Raw genomic sequence first — 16,896 nt, forward strand, 5'->3', positions numbered from 1 at the left:
AAACAATAATTATCATGTTTCTTCTATATAAATAGAAAACATGAGCCAACGTAACATTTTTGAGCTAATCAACTCAACTTTATTGGAGAGTTTGATCCTGGCTCAGGACGAACGCTGGCGGCGTGCCTAATACATGCAAGTCGAGCGAATCACTGGGAGCTTGCTCCTGGTGGTTAGCGGCGGACGGGTGAGTAACACGTGGGCAACCTGCCTGTAAGACTGGGATAACTTCGGGAAACCGGAGCTAATACCGGATAATTTCTTCCCTTGCATGAGGGAAGGTTGAAAGTCGGTTTCGGCTGACACTTACAGATGGGCCCGCGGCGCATTAGCTAGTTGGTGAGGTAACGGCTCACCAAGGCGACGATGCGTAGCCGACCTGAGAGGGTGATCGGCCACACTGGGACTGAGACACGGCCCAGACTCCTACGGGAGGCAGCAGTAGGGAATCTTCCACAATGGACGAAAGTCTGATGGAGCAACGCCGCGTGAGCGATGAAGGCCTTCGGGTCGTAAAGCTCTGTTGTCAGGGAAGAACAAGTATCGGAGTAACTGCCGGTACCTTGACGGTACCTGACCAGAAAGCCACGGCTAACTACGTGCCAGCAGCCGCGGTAATACGTAGGTGGCAAGCGTTGTCCGGAATTATTGGGCGTAAAGCGCGCGCAGGCGGTCCTTTAAGTCTGATGTGAAAGCCCACGGCTCAACCGTGGAGGGTCATTGGAAACTGGGGGACTTGAGTGCAGAAGAGGAAAGCGGAATTCCACGTGTAGCGGTGAAATGCGTAGAGATGTGGAGGAACACCAGTGGCGAAGGCGGCTTTCTGGTCTGTAACTGACGCTGAGGCGCGAAAGCGTGGGGAGCAAACAGGATTAGATACCCTGGTAGTCCACGCCGTAAACGATGAGTGCTAAGTGTTAGAGGGTTTCCGCCCTTTAGTGCTGCAGCTAACGCATTAAGCACTCCGCCTGGGGAGTACGGCCGCAAGGCTGAAACTCAAAGGAATTGACGGGGGCCCGCACAAGCGGTGGAGCATGTGGTTTAATTCGAAGCAACGCGAAGAACCTTACCAGGTCTTGACATCCTCTGACACTCCTAGAGATATGAATTTCCCCTTCGGGGGACAGAGTGACAGGTGGTGCATGGTTGTCGTCAGCTCGTGTCGTGAGATGTTGGGTTAAGTCCCGCAACGAGCGCAACCCTTGATCTTAGTTGCCAGCATTCAGTTGGGCACTCTAAGGTGACTGCCGGTGACAAACCGGAGGAAGGTGGGGATGACGTCAAATCATCATGCCCCTTATGACCTGGGCTACACACGTGCTACAATGGATGGTACAAAGGGCAGCGAAGCCGCGAGGTGGAGCCAATCCCATAAAACCATTCTCAGTTCGGATTGCAGGCTGCAACTCGCCTGCATGAAGCCGGAATCGCTAGTAATCGCGGATCAGCATGCCGCGGTGAATACGTTCCCGGGCCTTGTACACACCGCCCGTCACACCACGAGAGTTTGTAACACCCGAAGTCGGTGGGGTAACCGTAAGGAGCCAGCCGCCTAAGGTGGGACAGATGATTGGGGTGAAGTCGTAACAAGGTAGCCGTATCGGAAGGTGCGGCTGGATCACCTCCTTTCTAAGGATAATGCAGTCCTTTTGGACTGATAAGAAGTTGACTGTTTTCTGTTTGTTTAGTTTTGAGGGAATTATCTCTCAAAACCTTATTTTTTTGCTCCTGCGCCGCAGTAACTCGAGGAAGTGAATCCTCAGCTCGTCGCAAGGCTGCAAGAAGTAACGCTCTGATGTTTAATCATGATGTGATTGAAGTCAGTAGCCTTGTTCCTTGAAAACTAGATAATCGTAAAAGAAGAAGTAACCAAGTAAGAACCGAGTAATCGCCATTTTAGTTTTTCTCTCTTATTTTTAAGAGTAAGTAAAACCTTTTAGGTTAAGTTAGAAAGGGCGCACGGTGAATGCCTTGGCACTAGGAGCCGATGAAGGACGGGACTAACACCGATATGCTTCGGGGAGCTGTAAGTAAGCGCCGATCCGGAGATTTCCGAATGGGGAAACCCACTGTTCGTAATGGAGCAGTATCTTTACCTGAATACATAGGGTATTGAAGGCAGACCCGGGGAACTGAAACATCTAAGTACCCGGAGGAAGAGAAAGCAAACGCGATTCCCTGAGTAGCGGCGAGCGAAACGGGAACAGCCCAAACCGAAAGGCTTGCCTTTCGGGGTTGTAGGACACTCAACATGGAGTTACAAAGGAACGGGGTAGATGAAGCGGTCTGGAAAGGCCGGCCATAGAAGGTAAAAGCCCTGTAGTCGAAACTTCGTTCCCTCCTGAGTGGATCCTGAGTACGGCCGGACACGTGAAATCCGGTCGGAAGCAGGGAGGACCATCTCCCAAGGCTAAATACTCCCTAGTGACCGATAGTGAACCAGTACCGTGAGGGAAAGGTGAAAAGCACCCCGGAAGGGGAGTGAAAGAGATCCTGAAACCGTGTGCCTACAAGTAGTCAGAGCCCGTTCATGGGTGATGGCGTGCCTTTTGTAGAATGAACCGGCGAGTTACGATTGCATGCGAGGTTAAGTTGAAGAGACGGAGCCGCAGCGAAAGCGAGTCTGAATAGGGCGAATTAGTATGTAGTCGTAGACCCGAAACCAGGTGATCTACCCATGTCCAGGGTGAAGTCCAGGTAACACTGGATGGAGGCCCGAACCCACGCACGTTGAAAAGTGCGGGGATGAGGTGTGGGTAGCGGAGAAATTCCAATCGAACTTGGAGATAGCTGGTTCTCTCCGAAATAGCTTTAGGGCTAGCCTCACGTAGTTAGAGTCTTGGAGGTAGAGCACTGTTTGGACTAGGGGCCCTCATCGGGTTACCGAATTCAGACAAACTCCGAATGCCAATGACTTATCCGTGGGAGTCAGACTGCGAGTGATAAGATCCGTAGTCAAAAGGGAAACAGCCCAGACCACCAGCTAAGGTCCCAAAGTATACGTTAAGTGGAAAAGGATGTGGAGTTGCTTAGACAACCAGGATGTTGGCTTAGAAGCAGCCACCATTTAAAGAGTGCGTAATAGCTCACTGGTCGAGTGACTCTGCGCCGAAAATGTACCGGGGCTAAACGTATCACCGAAGCTGTGGGTGGACACCTTGTGGTGTCCGCGGTAGGAGAGCGTTCTAAGGGCGTTGAAGCTAGACCGTAAGGACTGGTGGAGCGCTTAGAAGTGAGAATGCCGGTATGAGTAGCGAAAGATGAGTGAGAATCTCATCCACCGTATGCCTAAGGTTTCCTGAGGAAGGCTCGTCCGCTCAGGGTTAGTCGGGACCTAAGCCGAGGCCGAAAGGCGTAGGCGATGGACAACAGGTTGATATTCCTGTACCACCTCTTTATCGTTTGAGTGATGGGGGGACGCAGGAGGATAGGGTAAGCGCACTGCTGGATATGTGCGTGCAAGCAGTTAGGCTGGTGAATAGGAAAATCCGTTCACCGTAAGGCTGAGCTGTGATGCCGAGGGAATTATAGTACCGAAGTTCCTGATTCCACACTGCCAAGAAAAGCCTCTAGCGAGATAAAAGGTGCCCGTACCGCAAACCGACACAGGTAGGCGAGGAGAGAATCCTAAGGTGAGCGAGAGAACTCTCGTTAAGGAACTCGGCAAAATGACCCCGTAACTTCGGGAGAAGGGGTGCTTTTTGGGGTGAATAGCCCCGAAGAGCCGCAGTGAATAGGCCCAGGCGACTGTTTAGCAAAAACACAGGTCTCTGCAAAGCCGCAAGGCGAAGTATAGGGGCTGACGCCTGCCCGGTGCTGGAAGGTTAAGAGGAGGGGTTAGCGCAAGCGAAGCTCTGAATCGAAGCCCCAGTAAACGGCGGCCGTAACTATAACGGTCCTAAGGTAGCGAAATTCCTTGTCGGGTAAGTTCCGACCCGCACGAAAGGCGTAACGATCTGGGCACTGTCTCAACGAGAGACTCGGTGAAATTATAGTACCTGTGAAGATGCAGGTTACCCGCGACAGGACGGAAAGACCCCATGGAGCTTTACTGTAGCCTGATATTGAATTTTGGTACAGCTTGTACAGGATAGGTAGGAGCCTGAGAAACCGGAGCGCCAGCTTCGGTGGAGGCGTCGGTGGGATACTACCCTGGCTGTATTGAAATTCTAACCCGCACCCCTGATCGGGGTGGGAGACAGTGTCAGGTGGGCAGTTTGACTGGGGCGGTCGCCTCCTAAAGTGTAACGGAGGCGCCCAAAGGTTCCCTCAGAATGGTTGGAAATCATTCGCAGAGTGTAAAGGCACAAGGGAGCTTGACTGCGAGACCTACAAGTCGAGCAGGGACGAAAGTCGGGCTTAGTGATCCGGTGGTTCCGCATGGAAGGGCCATCGCTCAACGGATAAAAGCTACCCTGGGGATAACAGGCTTATCTCCCCCAAGAGTCCACATCGACGGGGAGGTTTGGCACCTCGATGTCGGCTCATCGCATCCTGGGGCTGTAGTCGGTCCCAAGGGTTGGGCTGTTCGCCCATTAAAGCGGTACGCGAGCTGGGTTCAGAACGTCGTGAGACAGTTCGGTCCCTATCCGTCGTGGGCGCAGGAAATTTGAGAGGAGCTGTCCTTAGTACGAGAGGACCGGGATGGACGCACCGCTGGTGTACCAGTTGTCTTGCCAAAGGCATCGCTGGGTAGCTATGTGCGGACGGGATAAGTGCTGAAAGCATCTAAGCATGAAGCCCCCCTCGAGATGAGATTTCCCATAGCGTCAAGCTAGTAAGATCCCTGAAAGATGATCAGGTTGATAGGTCAGAGGTGGAAGCGCGGTGACGTGTGGAGCTGACTGATACTAATCGATCGAGGACTTAACCAAGTCATAATAAATAAGGTGAACTCGTTTTTACTAAACTTCTTCTGCGTTATCTAGTTTTGAGGGAATGAAACCTCTAAATAAATAGGTCTGGTAGTAATGGCGAGAAGGTCACACCCGTTCCCATCCCGAACACGGAAGTTAAGCTTCTCAGCGCCGATGGTAGTTGGGACGCAAGTCCCTGTGAGAGTAGGACGCTGCCGGGCCAACAAAAAAAGACAACCTAAAAATGGTTGTCTTTTTTTGTTGGCTATTTAGGATTGAATGATGCATGAGAACCGTCCCCACGCATCACCTCAGTATATAAATCAAATACCTCATCCCAATTCCACCTTTCATAATAACTGCTTGGCACCGTAATGTTTTTAATCCAATGTTTTTCTCTTTTATTAAAGTGGGAAGTAAGTACGTCTGCTTTCTGTCGGTCAGTCCTTATCCAAAAAAGCTGCTCCTTTCTAACCATTGGTACAAAATCACCTTTATTTTTTTGAGGAAAGGTAATTTGCTTTTGTTTCTCGGTAAGGAGATTTACCTCTAATAACTGAGGAAGAGGCCGTTCATCCAGTCTGCCCTCCTTACTTTCGGCTGATCGGGAAACAACCACTACCGTTTCATTTTTCCAAACTAAATCCCGGTCAGCATATCCCTTAGCTGGCGTTATAAGCTCTTTTTTCAAAGGAGTAGGCCTTACCAGCAACAAATGCTTATTATAAGTCGCTTCCCTTCCGACTCCGCCAATATAAGCTAAATTAGTTCCGGCGGGCGCCCACTGCATCCATTCCGCATAATTCAGCATCTCATCCACTTTTTTAAAAACCGCCCCGTCAGCAGACAGCAGACAAAGTGGATTCGCATCTGCCGACATGGAAGCAGTCGGAATTAATAAAAAGCTAATCCAGCCCTTATCAGATGACCACTTAAACGAACTTGTGCTGACAAAGTATTCATCCTCCCCAACTGGTATTGTAAATAGGTTCTTTACAATCGGCCTTTGCCTGTCCACCTCTAACATAACCAGAGATAAAATAATATCAGAATGAAGCTGTTCACTTTTTTTGGCGGAGATCAATAAACCATCCCCATTAGTAAGCCAAGAAAAGTTCTCCACGCCTTGAGCCAGCATCGAAGCCAGCAAGGATTTAGAAGGTTTAGTATCTACTACATAAAGAGTCTTGTTGACGAGATAAGCAAGTTTATTTTCACGGCCGGACCATTGAAAGTTTTTGTTAACTTTTGAAGCCATCTTAAAATGTTTATTAGTATGAAGATTATAGAGCCATAGATCACCATCATAAACGATATTTCCTTCCTGTTTAACGGCCTTTAAATAGGCAAGCCATTGTCCGTCATAGGACCACTTTGGGTACCTTACATATTCACCTTTAGTTAACCGTCCTTCGTTATTGTTGATTTTTACCCATAAATCATCTTGGCGAATAAAAGCTGCTTTTTCCTGAACAGTGGCGAAAGCATTACTTAGGAATGTAAAAGTAAGCAAAATGGCAAGCAGAACGGTTCTAATCACGAAATCACCCCATCTGACCTGATGTAAAGGGACGGTTCTTATGTTTCATTTTCACCTTTTTTGATGCACAAGAACCGTCCCCATGCATCACCTGTGTTTCCCCATGTTTCAATATTTTCCCCTAAAAATAGTAAATCCTGCGATTCTTTGTAAAGAATAAGGATATGCGGGATGAAGTGATGCACAAGAACCGTCCCCATGCTTCACCCATGCTTCACTGGAGGTGGAACGATGGCATGGTTTGATTGGCTTCATGAGTATAGATTGACGAGTATTTTTTTTGCGGCTGTGATTGCTTGGTTGGGTGTGTTTGTGATTAATCGGGTTATTCATAAGTTTTTTCAGCAGACGCATTTTATTGAGGAGCGGAAAGAGGAGACGATTGCGAGTATGGTTCGCTCCTTTACTAGGTATTTGGCGACGATTGGGGTTATTTTTTACGCGCTCTCTCAATATGTCGATAATTTTGGGAGATTTCTCGCCGGCGCGGGGGTAGTCGGGGTCATTGTTGGTATTGGTGCGCAAAGCCTGATTAGGGACCTTCTCTCGGGCACTTTTTTAATTTATGAAAAACAGCTCCATAAAGGAGATTTTATTACGATCAATAACACTTTCAGTGGAACGGTTGAGGAAATTGGTCTTAGGTTTATTAAAATCCGGGAGTGGAGCGGGAAGCTGTTAACGATCAGCAATGGGGAAATCAAACAAATTCATAATTATAATATTGAACAAATGCGCGTGATTGAAAACGTGGTGATCAGCTATCGGGAGAATCCCGAAGAGGTTTTATCGGTCTTGGAGCTGGCCTGTGAAAAAATAAATGAAGTTAATCAAGACTGTTTAAAGATGGACGGAGAAAATTGTATTGTAGAGCCCTTTAGTGTTTTTGGCATTACAGCGATCAACGCTAACTATCATGGGATTGAGTATACCATCACCGGACTGGTCGATGACGCTTTTTATTGGGAAGCCGGCATTAAGGCGAGAAGGATTATTGCCCAAACACTTTTTGACCACGACATCATGCTTGCGGAGGATACGCTGTTCATTAAACAGGCAGCGAACCGGCTTGCGGGGGAAAAAGCGAACATCCCTTCTGACTGACCTTGGTAGATGAATATGTTAAAGTAGGGGAAGCACGGTTTAGGAGGGCATTCAATGTTGGAGAATAGTTATGTTATGGTTGCAATTATCCTTATCATTAATATTGTATATGTGTCTTTTTTTACTATTAGGATGATTCTAACTTTAAAAGGGCAGAGGTATTTGGCCGCGTTCCTTAGCATGATTGAGGTAGTCATTTATGTGATGGGGCTGGGTCTGGTTTTAAACAATTTAAATGAGATTCAGAACCTGGTTGCCTATGCAGTCGGTTATGGGATTGGCGTTATTGTCGGTATGAAAATTGAAGAGAAGTTGGCTCTCGGCTATATTACCGTCAATGTCATCACAGCGGAATATGATAAGAATTTGCCGAAGATTTTGAGGGAAAAGGGCTATGGCGTGACCGACTGGGAGGCGCATGGGCTGGAAGGAAACCGGATGGCCTTGCAGATTCTCACTCCAAGAAAGTTTGAGTTAAGATTATATGATGCGATTAAAAATATTGATCCAAAAGCCTTCATCATTGCCTATGAGCCAAAAACTATTTATGGCGGTTTCTGGGTCAAATCCGTGAAACGAGGTAAATTATTTAAATGAGGAAAAAGAAGATGCAATTTGAGGTACAGGATAATGAGAGTATTGAGGAATGTTTAAATCGGATAAAGGTGCAGGGGTATACGCCTGTAAGCCGAATAGAGAAACCTATTTTTCAAGAGGTCAAGAAAGGCAATGAAACCGTTTACGAGCCAGCCGGGAGGAAAATTATCTTTGATGCAAGAATTATCGAGTAAAACACGAACATTACAGTAATATTTAAAAATAATGTTCGATTATTGGTTGACAGCCTACTAAAATGCTTGGTAAGATAAGTTTAGAAATTACGAAATTATTCTTACCCTCATATATCAATGGGAATATGGCCCATAAGTCTCTACCCAATAACCGTAAATTATTGGACTATGAGGGAAAGTCAATATGTTCGGCACATAAGGGGCATCCCCCTTAGATTTGTGTTCTTGATTTTCCATGCCCGGACAAATGGCTTTCTCTTCTAGAGATACCATTTGTCCGGGTATTTTATTTTTCTAAAAAAGTTTTATAGGGGGACCAGCGGAATGAAGAACTTGGTCGGCGTAATTATGGGAAGCAAGTCGGACTGGGAAACTATGAAGCATGCATGCGATATTTTGGAAGAGCTTGAAATTCCATATGAAAAGAAAGTCGTTTCTGCACATCGGACACCAGATTTGATGTTTTCATATGCAGAAGATGCCAGACAAAAAGGCTTAAAGGTAATTATCGCTGGAGCAGGCGGGGCAGCGCATTTGCCGGGCATGGTGGCTGCGAAAACAACTCTTCCTGTCATCGGTGTTCCTGTCCAGACGAAGGCTTTAAACGGACTCGACTCTTTGCTGTCAATCGTGCAAATGCCAGGCGGTGTACCGGTTGCGACGGTTGCAATTGGCAAGGCTGGCGCAATGAATGCCGGGCTTTTGGCGGCACAAATTCTCGCTGCAACTGACGTGGAGTTAGCGGGCAAATTGGAAGCAAGGCGGGAAGCGACTAAAAACGCAGTGTTAGAAAGCAGTGATGAACTTGAATAATAAAGTTATATTACCAGGGGCGACAATCGGTATTATTGGCGGCGGCCAGCTTGGCAGAATGATGGCGTTGGCGGCTAAAGCTCAAGGCTTTCGGATTGCCGTTTTAGAGCCGACAGCGGACTCTCCTTGCGGGCAAGTGGCAGATGTGGAAGTCATCGGCGCTTATGATGACCGCGAGGCAATCGGCCGGTTAGCTGCGGTAAGTGACGTGATCACGTATGAATTTGAAAATATTGATGCAGATACATTAAGCTGGCTTTGCGAACAAGCCTATGTTCCGCAGGGACCAAAGCTATTGACCATTACCCAGAACCGAATCACAGAGAAGGCGGCGATTCGGAACGCAGGGGCTGAAGTCGCTCCATACGAAGAGATTTATAGTGTGGAAGATTTATTTTTAAAAATTGAAGCCGTGGGCTATCCTGCTGTATTAAAAACGGCAAGAGGCGGCTATGACGGAAAAGGCCAGCTGGTCATAAAGGAACATAGTGATTTAGAAAAAGGGGAAGCCCTTATTAATCATGGCGAATGCGTGCTAGAGCAATGGGTCCCATTTGAAAAAGAAATTTCCGTGATTGTGACGCGCAGACTGGATGGAGAAACAGCGATTTTACCAGTAGCGGAAAACATTCACGTAGACAATATATTGCATCAGACGATTGTTCCGGCACGGATCTCGGAGGCAACAAAAGCCCTGGCGATTCAAAAGGCGAAACAGATTGCCGACTACCTAGGATTGGCAGGAACGCTTGCGGTGGAGATGTTTGTGACTGCTGATGGTGAAATTTACATTAACGAATTAGCACCGCGGCCGCACAATTCCGGGCACTACTCCATTGAGGCCTGCCAGACATCGCAATTTGAGCAGCATATCCGCGCGATTTGCAGCTGGCCATTAGGTAGCACGGAGCTATTAAAACCAGTTGTTATGGTCAACCTATTAGGGGAGCATCTTGAAAGCTTATATCAAGAAATTCCGGCCATGAACGATTGGAAGGTTCACTTGTACGGAAAAAAAGAACCAAAGGTGAAGCGAAAAATGGGCCATGTTACTATTTTGCGTGATATTGTAGAAGATGCCCTTGACGAAATCCAAAAGAGCAGCATTTGGGCGGCTGCCACAGTAAAGATCGGAGGATAAAAGATGATTGATCGTTATACGAGACCAGAAATGGGAGCCATTTGGACGGAGGAGAACCGCTTCAACGCTTGGCTTGAGGTGGAAATTCTCGCATGTGAAGCGTGGGCCGAGTTAGGTGAGATTCCGAAAGAGGATGTTCAAAAACTGCGCGAAAATGCTTCCTTTAATATTGCCCGGATTAAGGAAATTGAAGAAGAAACAAGACATGATGTTGTTGCCTTTACCCGTGCCGTATCTGAAACACTAGGCGAAGAGCGTAAATGGGTGCATTACGGCTTAACTTCTACGGATGTGGTTGATACAGCCCTTTCCTATGTTTTAAAGCAAGCCAATGCGATTTTATTTAAGGACATCGAAAACTTTATTGAGATTTTGCGAAATAAGGCGATTGAACATAAATATACGGTTATGATGGGCCGGACACACGGCGTACATGCGGAGCCAACAACGTTTGGCTTAAAGCTTGCCCTTTGGTATGAAGAAATGAAGCGGAACCTGGAGCGTTTTAAGCAGGCTTCCCAAGGTGTGGAGTTTGGGAAAATCTCCGGTGCAGTTGGAACGTATGCCAACATAGATCCGTTTGTCGAACAGTACGTTTGTGAAAAATTAGGGATTCAACGTGCGCCGATTTCTACACAGACCTTGCAGCGTGACCGTCATGCTCATTACATGTCGACACTGGCGTTAATTGCCACTTCGATTGAAAAATTTGCCGTAGAAGTCCGCGGCTTACAAAAAAGTGAAACGCGTGAGGTAGAAGAGTTTTTCGCAAAAGGACAAAAAGGGTCATCGGCGATGCCGCATAAGCGTAACCCGATTGGTTCCGAGAATATGACAGGGATGGCCCGCGTTATTCGTGGCTACATGATGACGGCTTATGAGAATGTTCCACTATGGCATGAGCGCGATATCTCCCATTCTTCGGCTGAGCGGATTATCCTGCCGGATGCCACAATTGCGTTGAATTATATGTTGAACCGTTTTGGAAATATCATTAAGAATTTAACGGTTTATCCGGAAAACATGAAGCGCAATATGGATCGTACGCTTGGCTTGATTTACTCTCAGCGCGTGCTGCTAGCACTGATTGATAAAGGCTTATCCCGCGAAGCGGCTTACGACACTGTCCAGCCAAAGGCAATGGAAGCATGGGAAAAGCAGGTTCCATTCCGCAGCTTAGTCGAAGCGGAAGAAAAAATTACCTCAAAGCTGTCTGCTGAGGAAATCGCCGATTGCTTTGATTACAGCTACCACCTACAGCATGTGGATACCATTTTTGATCGATTAGGATTAAATGCGTAAGGCAGCAAGTTAACACGAAAAAAATTAAACAGGGGCATCACTAACATGGTTATGCCCCTTTACCTATACTGAAGATTCCTAATATTGAAAAATAAGGAGCGACCCAAGATGAAAGAAATGCTATATGAAGGAAAAGCGAAGCGTATCTATTCAACTGAAGACCCGCAAATTGTTTTAATCGAGTATAAAGACTCTGCCACCGCTTTTAATGGACAAAAGAAGGCTGACATCACCGGTAAAGGCCGTTTGAATAACGAGATTACTAGTTTGCTATTTATAAAACTTAAAGAACAAGGAATAGACTCGCATTTCATCAAACGCGTATCCGAAACCGAGCAATTAGTTAAAAAAGTCTCCATTATCCCGCTTGAGGTCGTCGTCCGCAATACAGCTGCAGGATCCTTCTCAAAACGTTTGGGAGTCGAAGAAGGCCGCCCGCTATCAGCGCCAATCGTGGAATTTTATTTAAAAAACGATGACTTGGGTGACCCGCTTGTCACAAAAAGCCACATCCTCGAACTGAAAGCCGCAACAGTTGAAGAAATCAGTATTTTACGAGATAAAGCACTGCAAATCAACGAAGTGTTAATAAACTTTTTCGATAATCTTGGCGTTAATCTTATCGACTTTAAGCTTGAATTTGGCAAAGACCAAGATGGGCAAATTTTATTAGCCGACGAAATTTCCCCTGACACCTGCCGCCTATGGGATCAGAAGACAAACGAAAAGCTTGATAAAGACGTATTCCGCCGTGATTTAGGAAGCTTAACCGAAGCCTATGAAACTATTCTTAAAAGACTTGGAGGACATCAGCATGTATAAAGTTAAGGTATTCGTCACATTAAGAGAGAGCGTATTGGACCCGCAGGGAAAGGCCGTTACCCATTCCCTTCACTCTTTAAATTACCCGGAAGTTGCGGATGTCCGCATCGGCAAATATATGGAACTGACACTTGAAAAATCAGAACGCGATATCGATGAAGTCATCAACGAAATTTGCAGCAAGCTGCTCGCCAATCCGGTTATCGAAGACTACCGATATGAAGTAGAGGAGTGTGTCGCACAGTGAAATTTGCGGTCATCGTTTTTCCGGGATCCAACTGTGATATCGATATGTACCATGCCGTAAAAGACGAACTCGGTGAGGAAGTTGAATACGTTTGGCATGATACAGACAACTTAGACGAATTTGACGGCATTCTTCTGCCAGGCGGTTTCTCTTATGGGGATTACCTTCGCACGGGTGCGATTGCCCGCTTCAGCAAGGTCATGAAGGAAGTCATCAAGGCTGCCGAGGCTGGAAAGCCGGTAATGGGAGTATGCAATGGTTTTCAAATACTCTTAGAAGCTGGCCTGCTGCCTGGGGCGATGAGACGAAACGAAAGTCTTTCATTTATATGCAAACCAGTCGAATTAAAGGTAGAAAATAACGAATCCATGTTTACTGGTGAATACGCACAAGGGCAAACCATCACCATTCCAGTCGCCCACGGCGAGGGAAATTATTATTGCGACGAAGCAACACTCGAACAATTAAAGGCAAACAACCAAATCGTCTTTACCTATCAGCAAAACCCGAACGGAAGTCTCGCTGATATTGCCGGAATCATCAATGAAAAAGGAAACGTGCTCGGAATGATGCCGCATCCAGAACGTGCTGTTGACAGCTTGCTCGGAAGCGCGGACGGTCTGAAAATGTTCCAATCAATCGTAAAGGCTTGGAGGGAAGCACATGTTGTTAACGCTTGAACCAAATCCAGAACAGATTAAAGCAGAAAAACTATATCAGCAAATGGGTTTATCCGATGACGAATTTACCTTGGTTGAAAACATCCTGGGCCGGACACCGAATTATACCGAAACAGGCCTTTTCTCCGTCATGTGGTCTGAGCACTGCAGCTACAAAACTTCAAAGCCTGTGTTGAAAAAGTTCCCAATCAGCGGCCCAAAGGTTCTTCAAGGACCTGGCGAGGGCGCCGGGATTGTTGATATTGGCGACGGTCAGGCGGTTGTATTTAAGATTGAAAGCCACAACCATCCATCTGCAATTGAACCGTATCAAGGCGCAGCAACTGGGGTAGGCGGTATTATCCGCGATGTATTTTCGATGGGAGCACGCCCAATTGCCCTATTAAACTCGCTTCGTTTTGGCGAGCTGGATTATTCTTCCAGAGTCAAATACCTTTTTAAAGAAGTCGTTGCCGGGATTGCCGGTTATGGAAACTGTATCGGAATTCCAACTGTTGGCGGCGAGATCCAATTCGAGGATTGCTATGAGGGCAACCCGCTCGTTAACGCAATGTGTGTTGGCCTTATCGACCACAAAGATATTAAAAAAGGCCAAGCGCACGGTGCTGGAAACACCGTTATGTATGTCGGCGCGAAAACCGGCCGCGATGGCATTCACGGGGCAACCTTTGCTTCTGTAGAATTAACCGAGGAATCAGATAAAGACCGTCCAGCAGTTCAAGTCGGTGACCCGTTTATGGAAAAACTCCTTCTAGAAGCTTGTCTTGAGTTGATTCATTCCGATGCCCTTGTTGGCATTCAAGATATGGGTGCAGCGGGACTTACAAGCTCCTCTGCTGAAATGGCCAGCAAAGCCGGAATGGGTATCGAGATGAACCTTGACCTTGTTCCGCAGCGGGAAACTGGCATGACTGCCTATGAAATGATGTTGTCAGAATCACAGGAACGCATGTTGGTGGTCGTGAAAGTAGGCCGTGAGCAGGAAATCGTCGAGCTTTTTGAAAAATATGATTTAGAGGCTGTTGCAATTGGAAAGGTAACGGATGACAAGAAACTGCGCTTGATTCATCACGGTGAAGTAGTGGCCGACGTTCCGGTCGATTCCTTAGCGGAGGACGCGCCTGTTTACAACATGCCATCCATGGAGCCTGCATATTTCGCAGAATTCCAGGCGATGGAGAACGAAATTCCACAAGTAGAAAACTTACAAGAAACACTGGTAAAACTATTAAGCCAGCCAACTGTAGCCAGCAAGGAATGGGTTTATCAACAATACGATTATATGGTTCGCACCAATACAGTCATCGCTCCGGGATCGGACGCTTCCGTAGTAAGAATCCGCGGCACCCGCAAAGCACTGGCAATGACAACTGACTGTAATTCCCGCTTCGTCTATTTAGACCCGGAAACAGGCGGGCAAATTGCTGTGGCGGAAGCAGCAAGAAATATCATCTGTTCTGGCGCGGAACCACTAGCGATTACCGATAACCTTAATTTCGGTAACCCGGAAAAGCCAGAAGTATTTTGGCAGATTGAAAAAGCGGCAGACGGTATCAGTGAAGCCTGCCGGGTATTAGAAACACCAGTTATCGGCGGAAACGTCTCTTTATATAACGAAACAAGCGGTACTGCTATTTATCCGACACCTGTTATTGGGATGGTTGGACTAATCGAAGACCTTGATCATATTACAACCCAGCACTTTAAAAACAGCGGTGACCTGATTTATTTAGTCGGAGAAACTAAGGATGAATTTGGCGGCAGCGAGCTGCAAAAGCTCCTTAACAATGGCCAGGTTTTTGGAAAGGCACCGGAATTAAATATTCAAATCGAAAAAGACAGACAGCAGCAAGTTCTTGCAGCGATTCGTGCCGGAGTGGTTCAGTCTGCTCATGACTTGTCAGAAGGCGGCCTTTCAGTCGCTTTAGCAGAATGTCTGTTTGAAAATCCACAGCTTGGGGCGAAAGTGAATGTCGCTGGAAACCTAGTTTCTGCCTTATTCAGTGAAACGCAGTCCCGCTTCCTTTTATCTGTGAAAAAGGAACATCAAGCTGAGTTTGAAAGTTTAGTAGAAGCCGCCTTGATCGGCGAAGTGAATAATTCAGGAACAATGAGCGTGATATCTGGAGAGCAAACAGTCCTTGAGTCGTCTGTGGAAGAATTAAAAGCTGCCTGGAAGGGGGCAATCCCATGCTTGCTGAAATCAAGGGATTAAACGAGGAGTGCGGAGTCTTTGGTGTTTGGGGCCATAAGGATGCAGCTCAGCTGACTTATTATGCGCTGCATGCCCTGCAGCACCGAGGCCAAGAAGGAACCGGCATTGTCGTTAATGACGGCAATACACTGAAAGTGGTCAAGGGCGAAGGACTGGTTACAGAAGTTTTTACGGCTGATAGAATGGCAGAGTTAACTGGCAACACAGCGATTGGTCATGTCCGCTATGCAACAGCAGGCGGCGGGGGTTATGAGAATGTCCAGCCCCTCCTGTTTCATTCCCAAACAGGGAGTCTGGCACTTGCCCACAATGGCAATCTAGTGAATGCAAATTCTTTAAAACATCAGCTTGAAGCGCAGGGCAGCATTTTTCAAACAAGCTCAGATACGGAAGTACTTGCCCACTTGATCAGAAGAAGCGGATTTCCGAACATGAATGACAAGGTGAAAAACGCTCTTTCGATGCTAAAAGGAGCCTATGCGTATTTGATTTTGACCGAAACCGAATTAATGGTGGCACTCGATCCTCATGGATTACGGCCGCTTTCGCTCGGCTGCCTTGGCGATGCTTATGTGGTCGCTTCGGAAACATGTGCGTTTGACGTAATTGGCGCTGAATATATTCGCGATGTTGAGCCAGGCGAGCTATTAATCATCAATGAAAATGGAATCAAGTCAGAGATGTTTTCGGTTAGTTCAACAAAAGCGATTTGTACGATGGAATATGTTTATTTTTCAAGACCGGACAGCAACATCCAGGGAATCAATGTGCATACCGCCCGCAAAAATATGGGGAAAAGATTGGCCATGGAGGCGCCAATTGAGGCAGATGTGGTGACAGGAGTTCCAGATTCCAGCATCTCTGCTGCAATCGGCTATGCCGAAGAGTCGGGTATTCCCTATGAGATGGGCTTAATTAAAAATAAATATGTCGGCCGGACTTTTATCCAGCCGTCCCAGTCGCTCCGTGAGCAAGGGGTAAAAATGAAGCTGTCGGCTGTCCGAGGGGTAGTCGAAGGGAAGCGTGTCGTCATGGTCGATGACTCGATTGTCCGCGGAACAACGAGCAGAAGAATTGTCAAAATGCTAAAGGAAGCAGGGGCAACCGAGGTGCATGTTGTCATCAGCTCACCGCCAATCAAAAACCCATGCTACTACGGAATCGATACATCCTCAAAGGAAGAATTAATTGCTTCAGATAAATCGGTTGAGGAGATCAGACAGTTGATTGGAGCAGATTCCTTAACGTTCTTAAGCCTTGAAGGGATGCTTGTCTCCCTTGGTCAGAAGGAAGGAACAAACGGATTTTGCCTTGGCTGTTTTACCGGAAATTATCCGACTGAAATCTATCCAGATACACTTCAATACTACTACCAAAAGGGGTGA

13 protein-coding genes, 3 rRNA genes and 1 riboswitch are annotated in these 16,896 nt (G+C 46.9%); of the genes, 14 read left to right on the plus strand and 2 right to left on the minus strand.

The features are described 5' to 3' along the window. Window positions 1-79: 79 nt before the first annotated feature. The 3 genes from ACZ5B7_RS01550 to rrf all read left to right on the plus strand — a co-directional run bounded on the left by ACZ5B7_RS01550 (window position 80) and on the right by rrf (window position 5,077). Window positions 80-1,629 (plus strand): 16S ribosomal RNA (locus tag ACZ5B7_RS01550). A 310-nt stretch (window positions 1,630-1,939) separates the two neighbouring features. Beyond that, window positions 1,940-4,874 (plus strand): 23S ribosomal RNA (locus tag ACZ5B7_RS01555). An 86-nt stretch (window positions 4,875-4,960) separates the two neighbouring features. Beyond that, a 5S ribosomal RNA gene (rrf, locus tag ACZ5B7_RS01560) occupies window positions 4,961-5,077 on the plus strand. The 16S, 23S and 5S rRNA genes sit together here, the layout of an rRNA operon. A gap of 44 nt (window positions 5,078-5,121) precedes the next feature. On the opposite strand, the gene ACZ5B7_RS01565 is transcribed toward rrf, so the two are convergent. Then, a complete protein-coding gene (locus tag ACZ5B7_RS01565) occupies window positions 5,122-6,396 on the minus strand; it encodes a TolB-like translocation protein (RefSeq protein WP_464492354.1) in 1,275 nt (424 codons plus the stop codon). A gap of 38 nt (window positions 6,397-6,434) precedes the next feature. Then, window positions 6,435-6,581 carry a hypothetical protein gene (locus tag ACZ5B7_RS01570; protein ID WP_464492355.1) on the minus strand — a complete coding sequence of 49 codons (147 nt, stop codon included), beginning with the start codon at window positions 6,579-6,581 and terminating at the stop codon, window positions 6,435-6,437. Between the two features lie 46 nt (window positions 6,582-6,627). On the opposite strand from ACZ5B7_RS01570, the gene ACZ5B7_RS01575 reads away from it, so the two are divergent. The 11 genes from ACZ5B7_RS01575 to purF all read left to right on the plus strand — a co-directional run bounded on the left by ACZ5B7_RS01575 (window position 6,628) and on the right by purF (window position 16,896). Then, window positions 6,628-7,500 (plus strand): mechanosensitive ion channel family protein, encoded by an 873-nt coding sequence (locus ACZ5B7_RS01575; protein WP_423800445.1) that lies wholly within the window; start codon window positions 6,628-6,630, stop codon window positions 7,498-7,500. Between the two features lie 54 nt (window positions 7,501-7,554). Then, window positions 7,555-8,097, plus strand: coding sequence for a DUF2179 domain-containing protein (locus ACZ5B7_RS01580; protein WP_423800446.1), 543 nt, complete (start codon window positions 7,555-7,557; stop codon window positions 8,095-8,097). An 11-nt stretch (window positions 8,098-8,108) separates the two neighbouring features. Beyond that, window positions 8,109-8,291 carry an NETI motif-containing protein gene (locus ACZ5B7_RS01585; protein WP_464492356.1) on the plus strand — a complete coding sequence of 61 codons (183 nt, stop codon included), beginning with the start codon at window positions 8,109-8,111 and terminating at the stop codon, window positions 8,289-8,291. Window positions 8,292-8,378: 87 nt separating this feature from the next. Beyond that, a riboswitch (purine riboswitch) is annotated at window positions 8,379-8,480 on the plus strand. A gap of 135 nt (window positions 8,481-8,615) precedes the next feature. Then, on the plus strand, window positions 8,616-9,104 hold the full coding sequence (purE, locus tag ACZ5B7_RS01590) for a 5-(carboxyamino)imidazole ribonucleotide mutase (RefSeq protein WP_423800448.1): 489 nt from the start codon (window positions 8,616-8,618) through the stop codon (window positions 9,102-9,104). Beyond that, window positions 9,091-10,245, plus strand: a complete 1,155-nt coding sequence (purK, locus tag ACZ5B7_RS01595; protein ID WP_464492357.1) for a 5-(carboxyamino)imidazole ribonucleotide synthase — start codon at window positions 9,091-9,093, stop codon at window positions 10,243-10,245. The genes purE and purK overlap by 14 nt, the downstream gene beginning before the upstream one ends. A 3-nt stretch (window positions 10,246-10,248) precedes the next feature. Continuing rightward, on the plus strand, window positions 10,249-11,547 hold the full coding sequence (gene purB / locus ACZ5B7_RS01600; protein ID WP_464492358.1) for an adenylosuccinate lyase: 1,299 nt from the start codon (window positions 10,249-10,251) through the stop codon (window positions 11,545-11,547). A gap of 108 nt (window positions 11,548-11,655) precedes the next feature. Next, window positions 11,656-12,369 (plus strand): phosphoribosylaminoimidazolesuccinocarboxamide synthase, encoded by a 714-nt coding sequence (gene purC, locus ACZ5B7_RS01605; protein ID WP_423800451.1) that lies wholly within the window; start codon window positions 11,656-11,658, stop codon window positions 12,367-12,369. Continuing rightward, on the plus strand, window positions 12,362-12,616 hold the full coding sequence (purS, locus tag ACZ5B7_RS01610) for a phosphoribosylformylglycinamidine synthase subunit PurS (protein ID WP_213120909.1): 255 nt from the start codon (window positions 12,362-12,364) through the stop codon (window positions 12,614-12,616). The genes purC and purS overlap by 8 nt, the downstream gene beginning before the upstream one ends. Beyond that, complete coding sequence (purQ, locus tag ACZ5B7_RS01615) at window positions 12,613-13,296, plus strand: phosphoribosylformylglycinamidine synthase subunit PurQ (RefSeq protein ID WP_464492359.1); 684 nt, start codon at window positions 12,613-12,615, stop codon at window positions 13,294-13,296. Before purS ends, purQ begins: the two co-directional genes overlap by 4 nt. After that, window positions 13,280-15,511 carry a phosphoribosylformylglycinamidine synthase subunit PurL gene (purL, locus tag ACZ5B7_RS01620; protein WP_464492360.1) on the plus strand — a complete coding sequence of 744 codons (2,232 nt, stop codon included), beginning with the start codon at window positions 13,280-13,282 and terminating at the stop codon, window positions 15,509-15,511. The genes purQ and purL overlap by 17 nt, the downstream gene beginning before the upstream one ends. Further along, window positions 15,487-16,896, plus strand: a complete 1,410-nt coding sequence (gene purF / locus ACZ5B7_RS01625) for an amidophosphoribosyltransferase (protein WP_423800454.1) — start codon at window positions 15,487-15,489, stop codon at window positions 16,894-16,896. The genes purL and purF overlap by 25 nt, the downstream gene beginning before the upstream one ends.

The sequence above is a fragment of the Neobacillus sp. S1115 genome, from assembly GCF_055385565.1.

Coding starts and splice junctions, on each gene's coding strand:
- purC (WP_423800451.1), top strand. CDS start 11,656: ATGAAAGAAATGCTATATGAAGGAAAAGCGAAGCGTATCTATTCAACT.
- ACZ5B7_RS01575 (WP_423800445.1), top strand. CDS start 6,628: ATGGCATGGTTTGATTGGCTTCATGAGTATAGATTGACGAGTATTTTT.
- ACZ5B7_RS01580 (WP_423800446.1), top strand. CDS start 7,555: ATGTTGGAGAATAGTTATGTTATGGTTGCAATTATCCTTATCATTAAT.
- purS (WP_213120909.1), top strand. CDS start 12,362: ATGTATAAAGTTAAGGTATTCGTCACATTAAGAGAGAGCGTATTGGAC.
- purL (WP_464492360.1), top strand. CDS start 13,280: ATGTTGTTAACGCTTGAACCAAATCCAGAACAGATTAAAGCAGAAAAA.
- purF (WP_423800454.1), top strand. CDS start 15,487: ATGCTTGCTGAAATCAAGGGATTAAACGAGGAGTGCGGAGTCTTTGGT.
- ACZ5B7_RS01585 (WP_464492356.1), top strand. CDS start 8,109: ATGCAATTTGAGGTACAGGATAATGAGAGTATTGAGGAATGTTTAAAT.
- purB (WP_464492358.1), top strand. CDS start 10,249: ATGATTGATCGTTATACGAGACCAGAAATGGGAGCCATTTGGACGGAG.
- purE (WP_423800448.1), top strand. CDS start 8,616: ATGAAGAACTTGGTCGGCGTAATTATGGGAAGCAAGTCGGACTGGGAA.
- purK (WP_464492357.1), top strand. CDS start 9,091: ATGAACTTGAATAATAAAGTTATATTACCAGGGGCGACAATCGGTATT.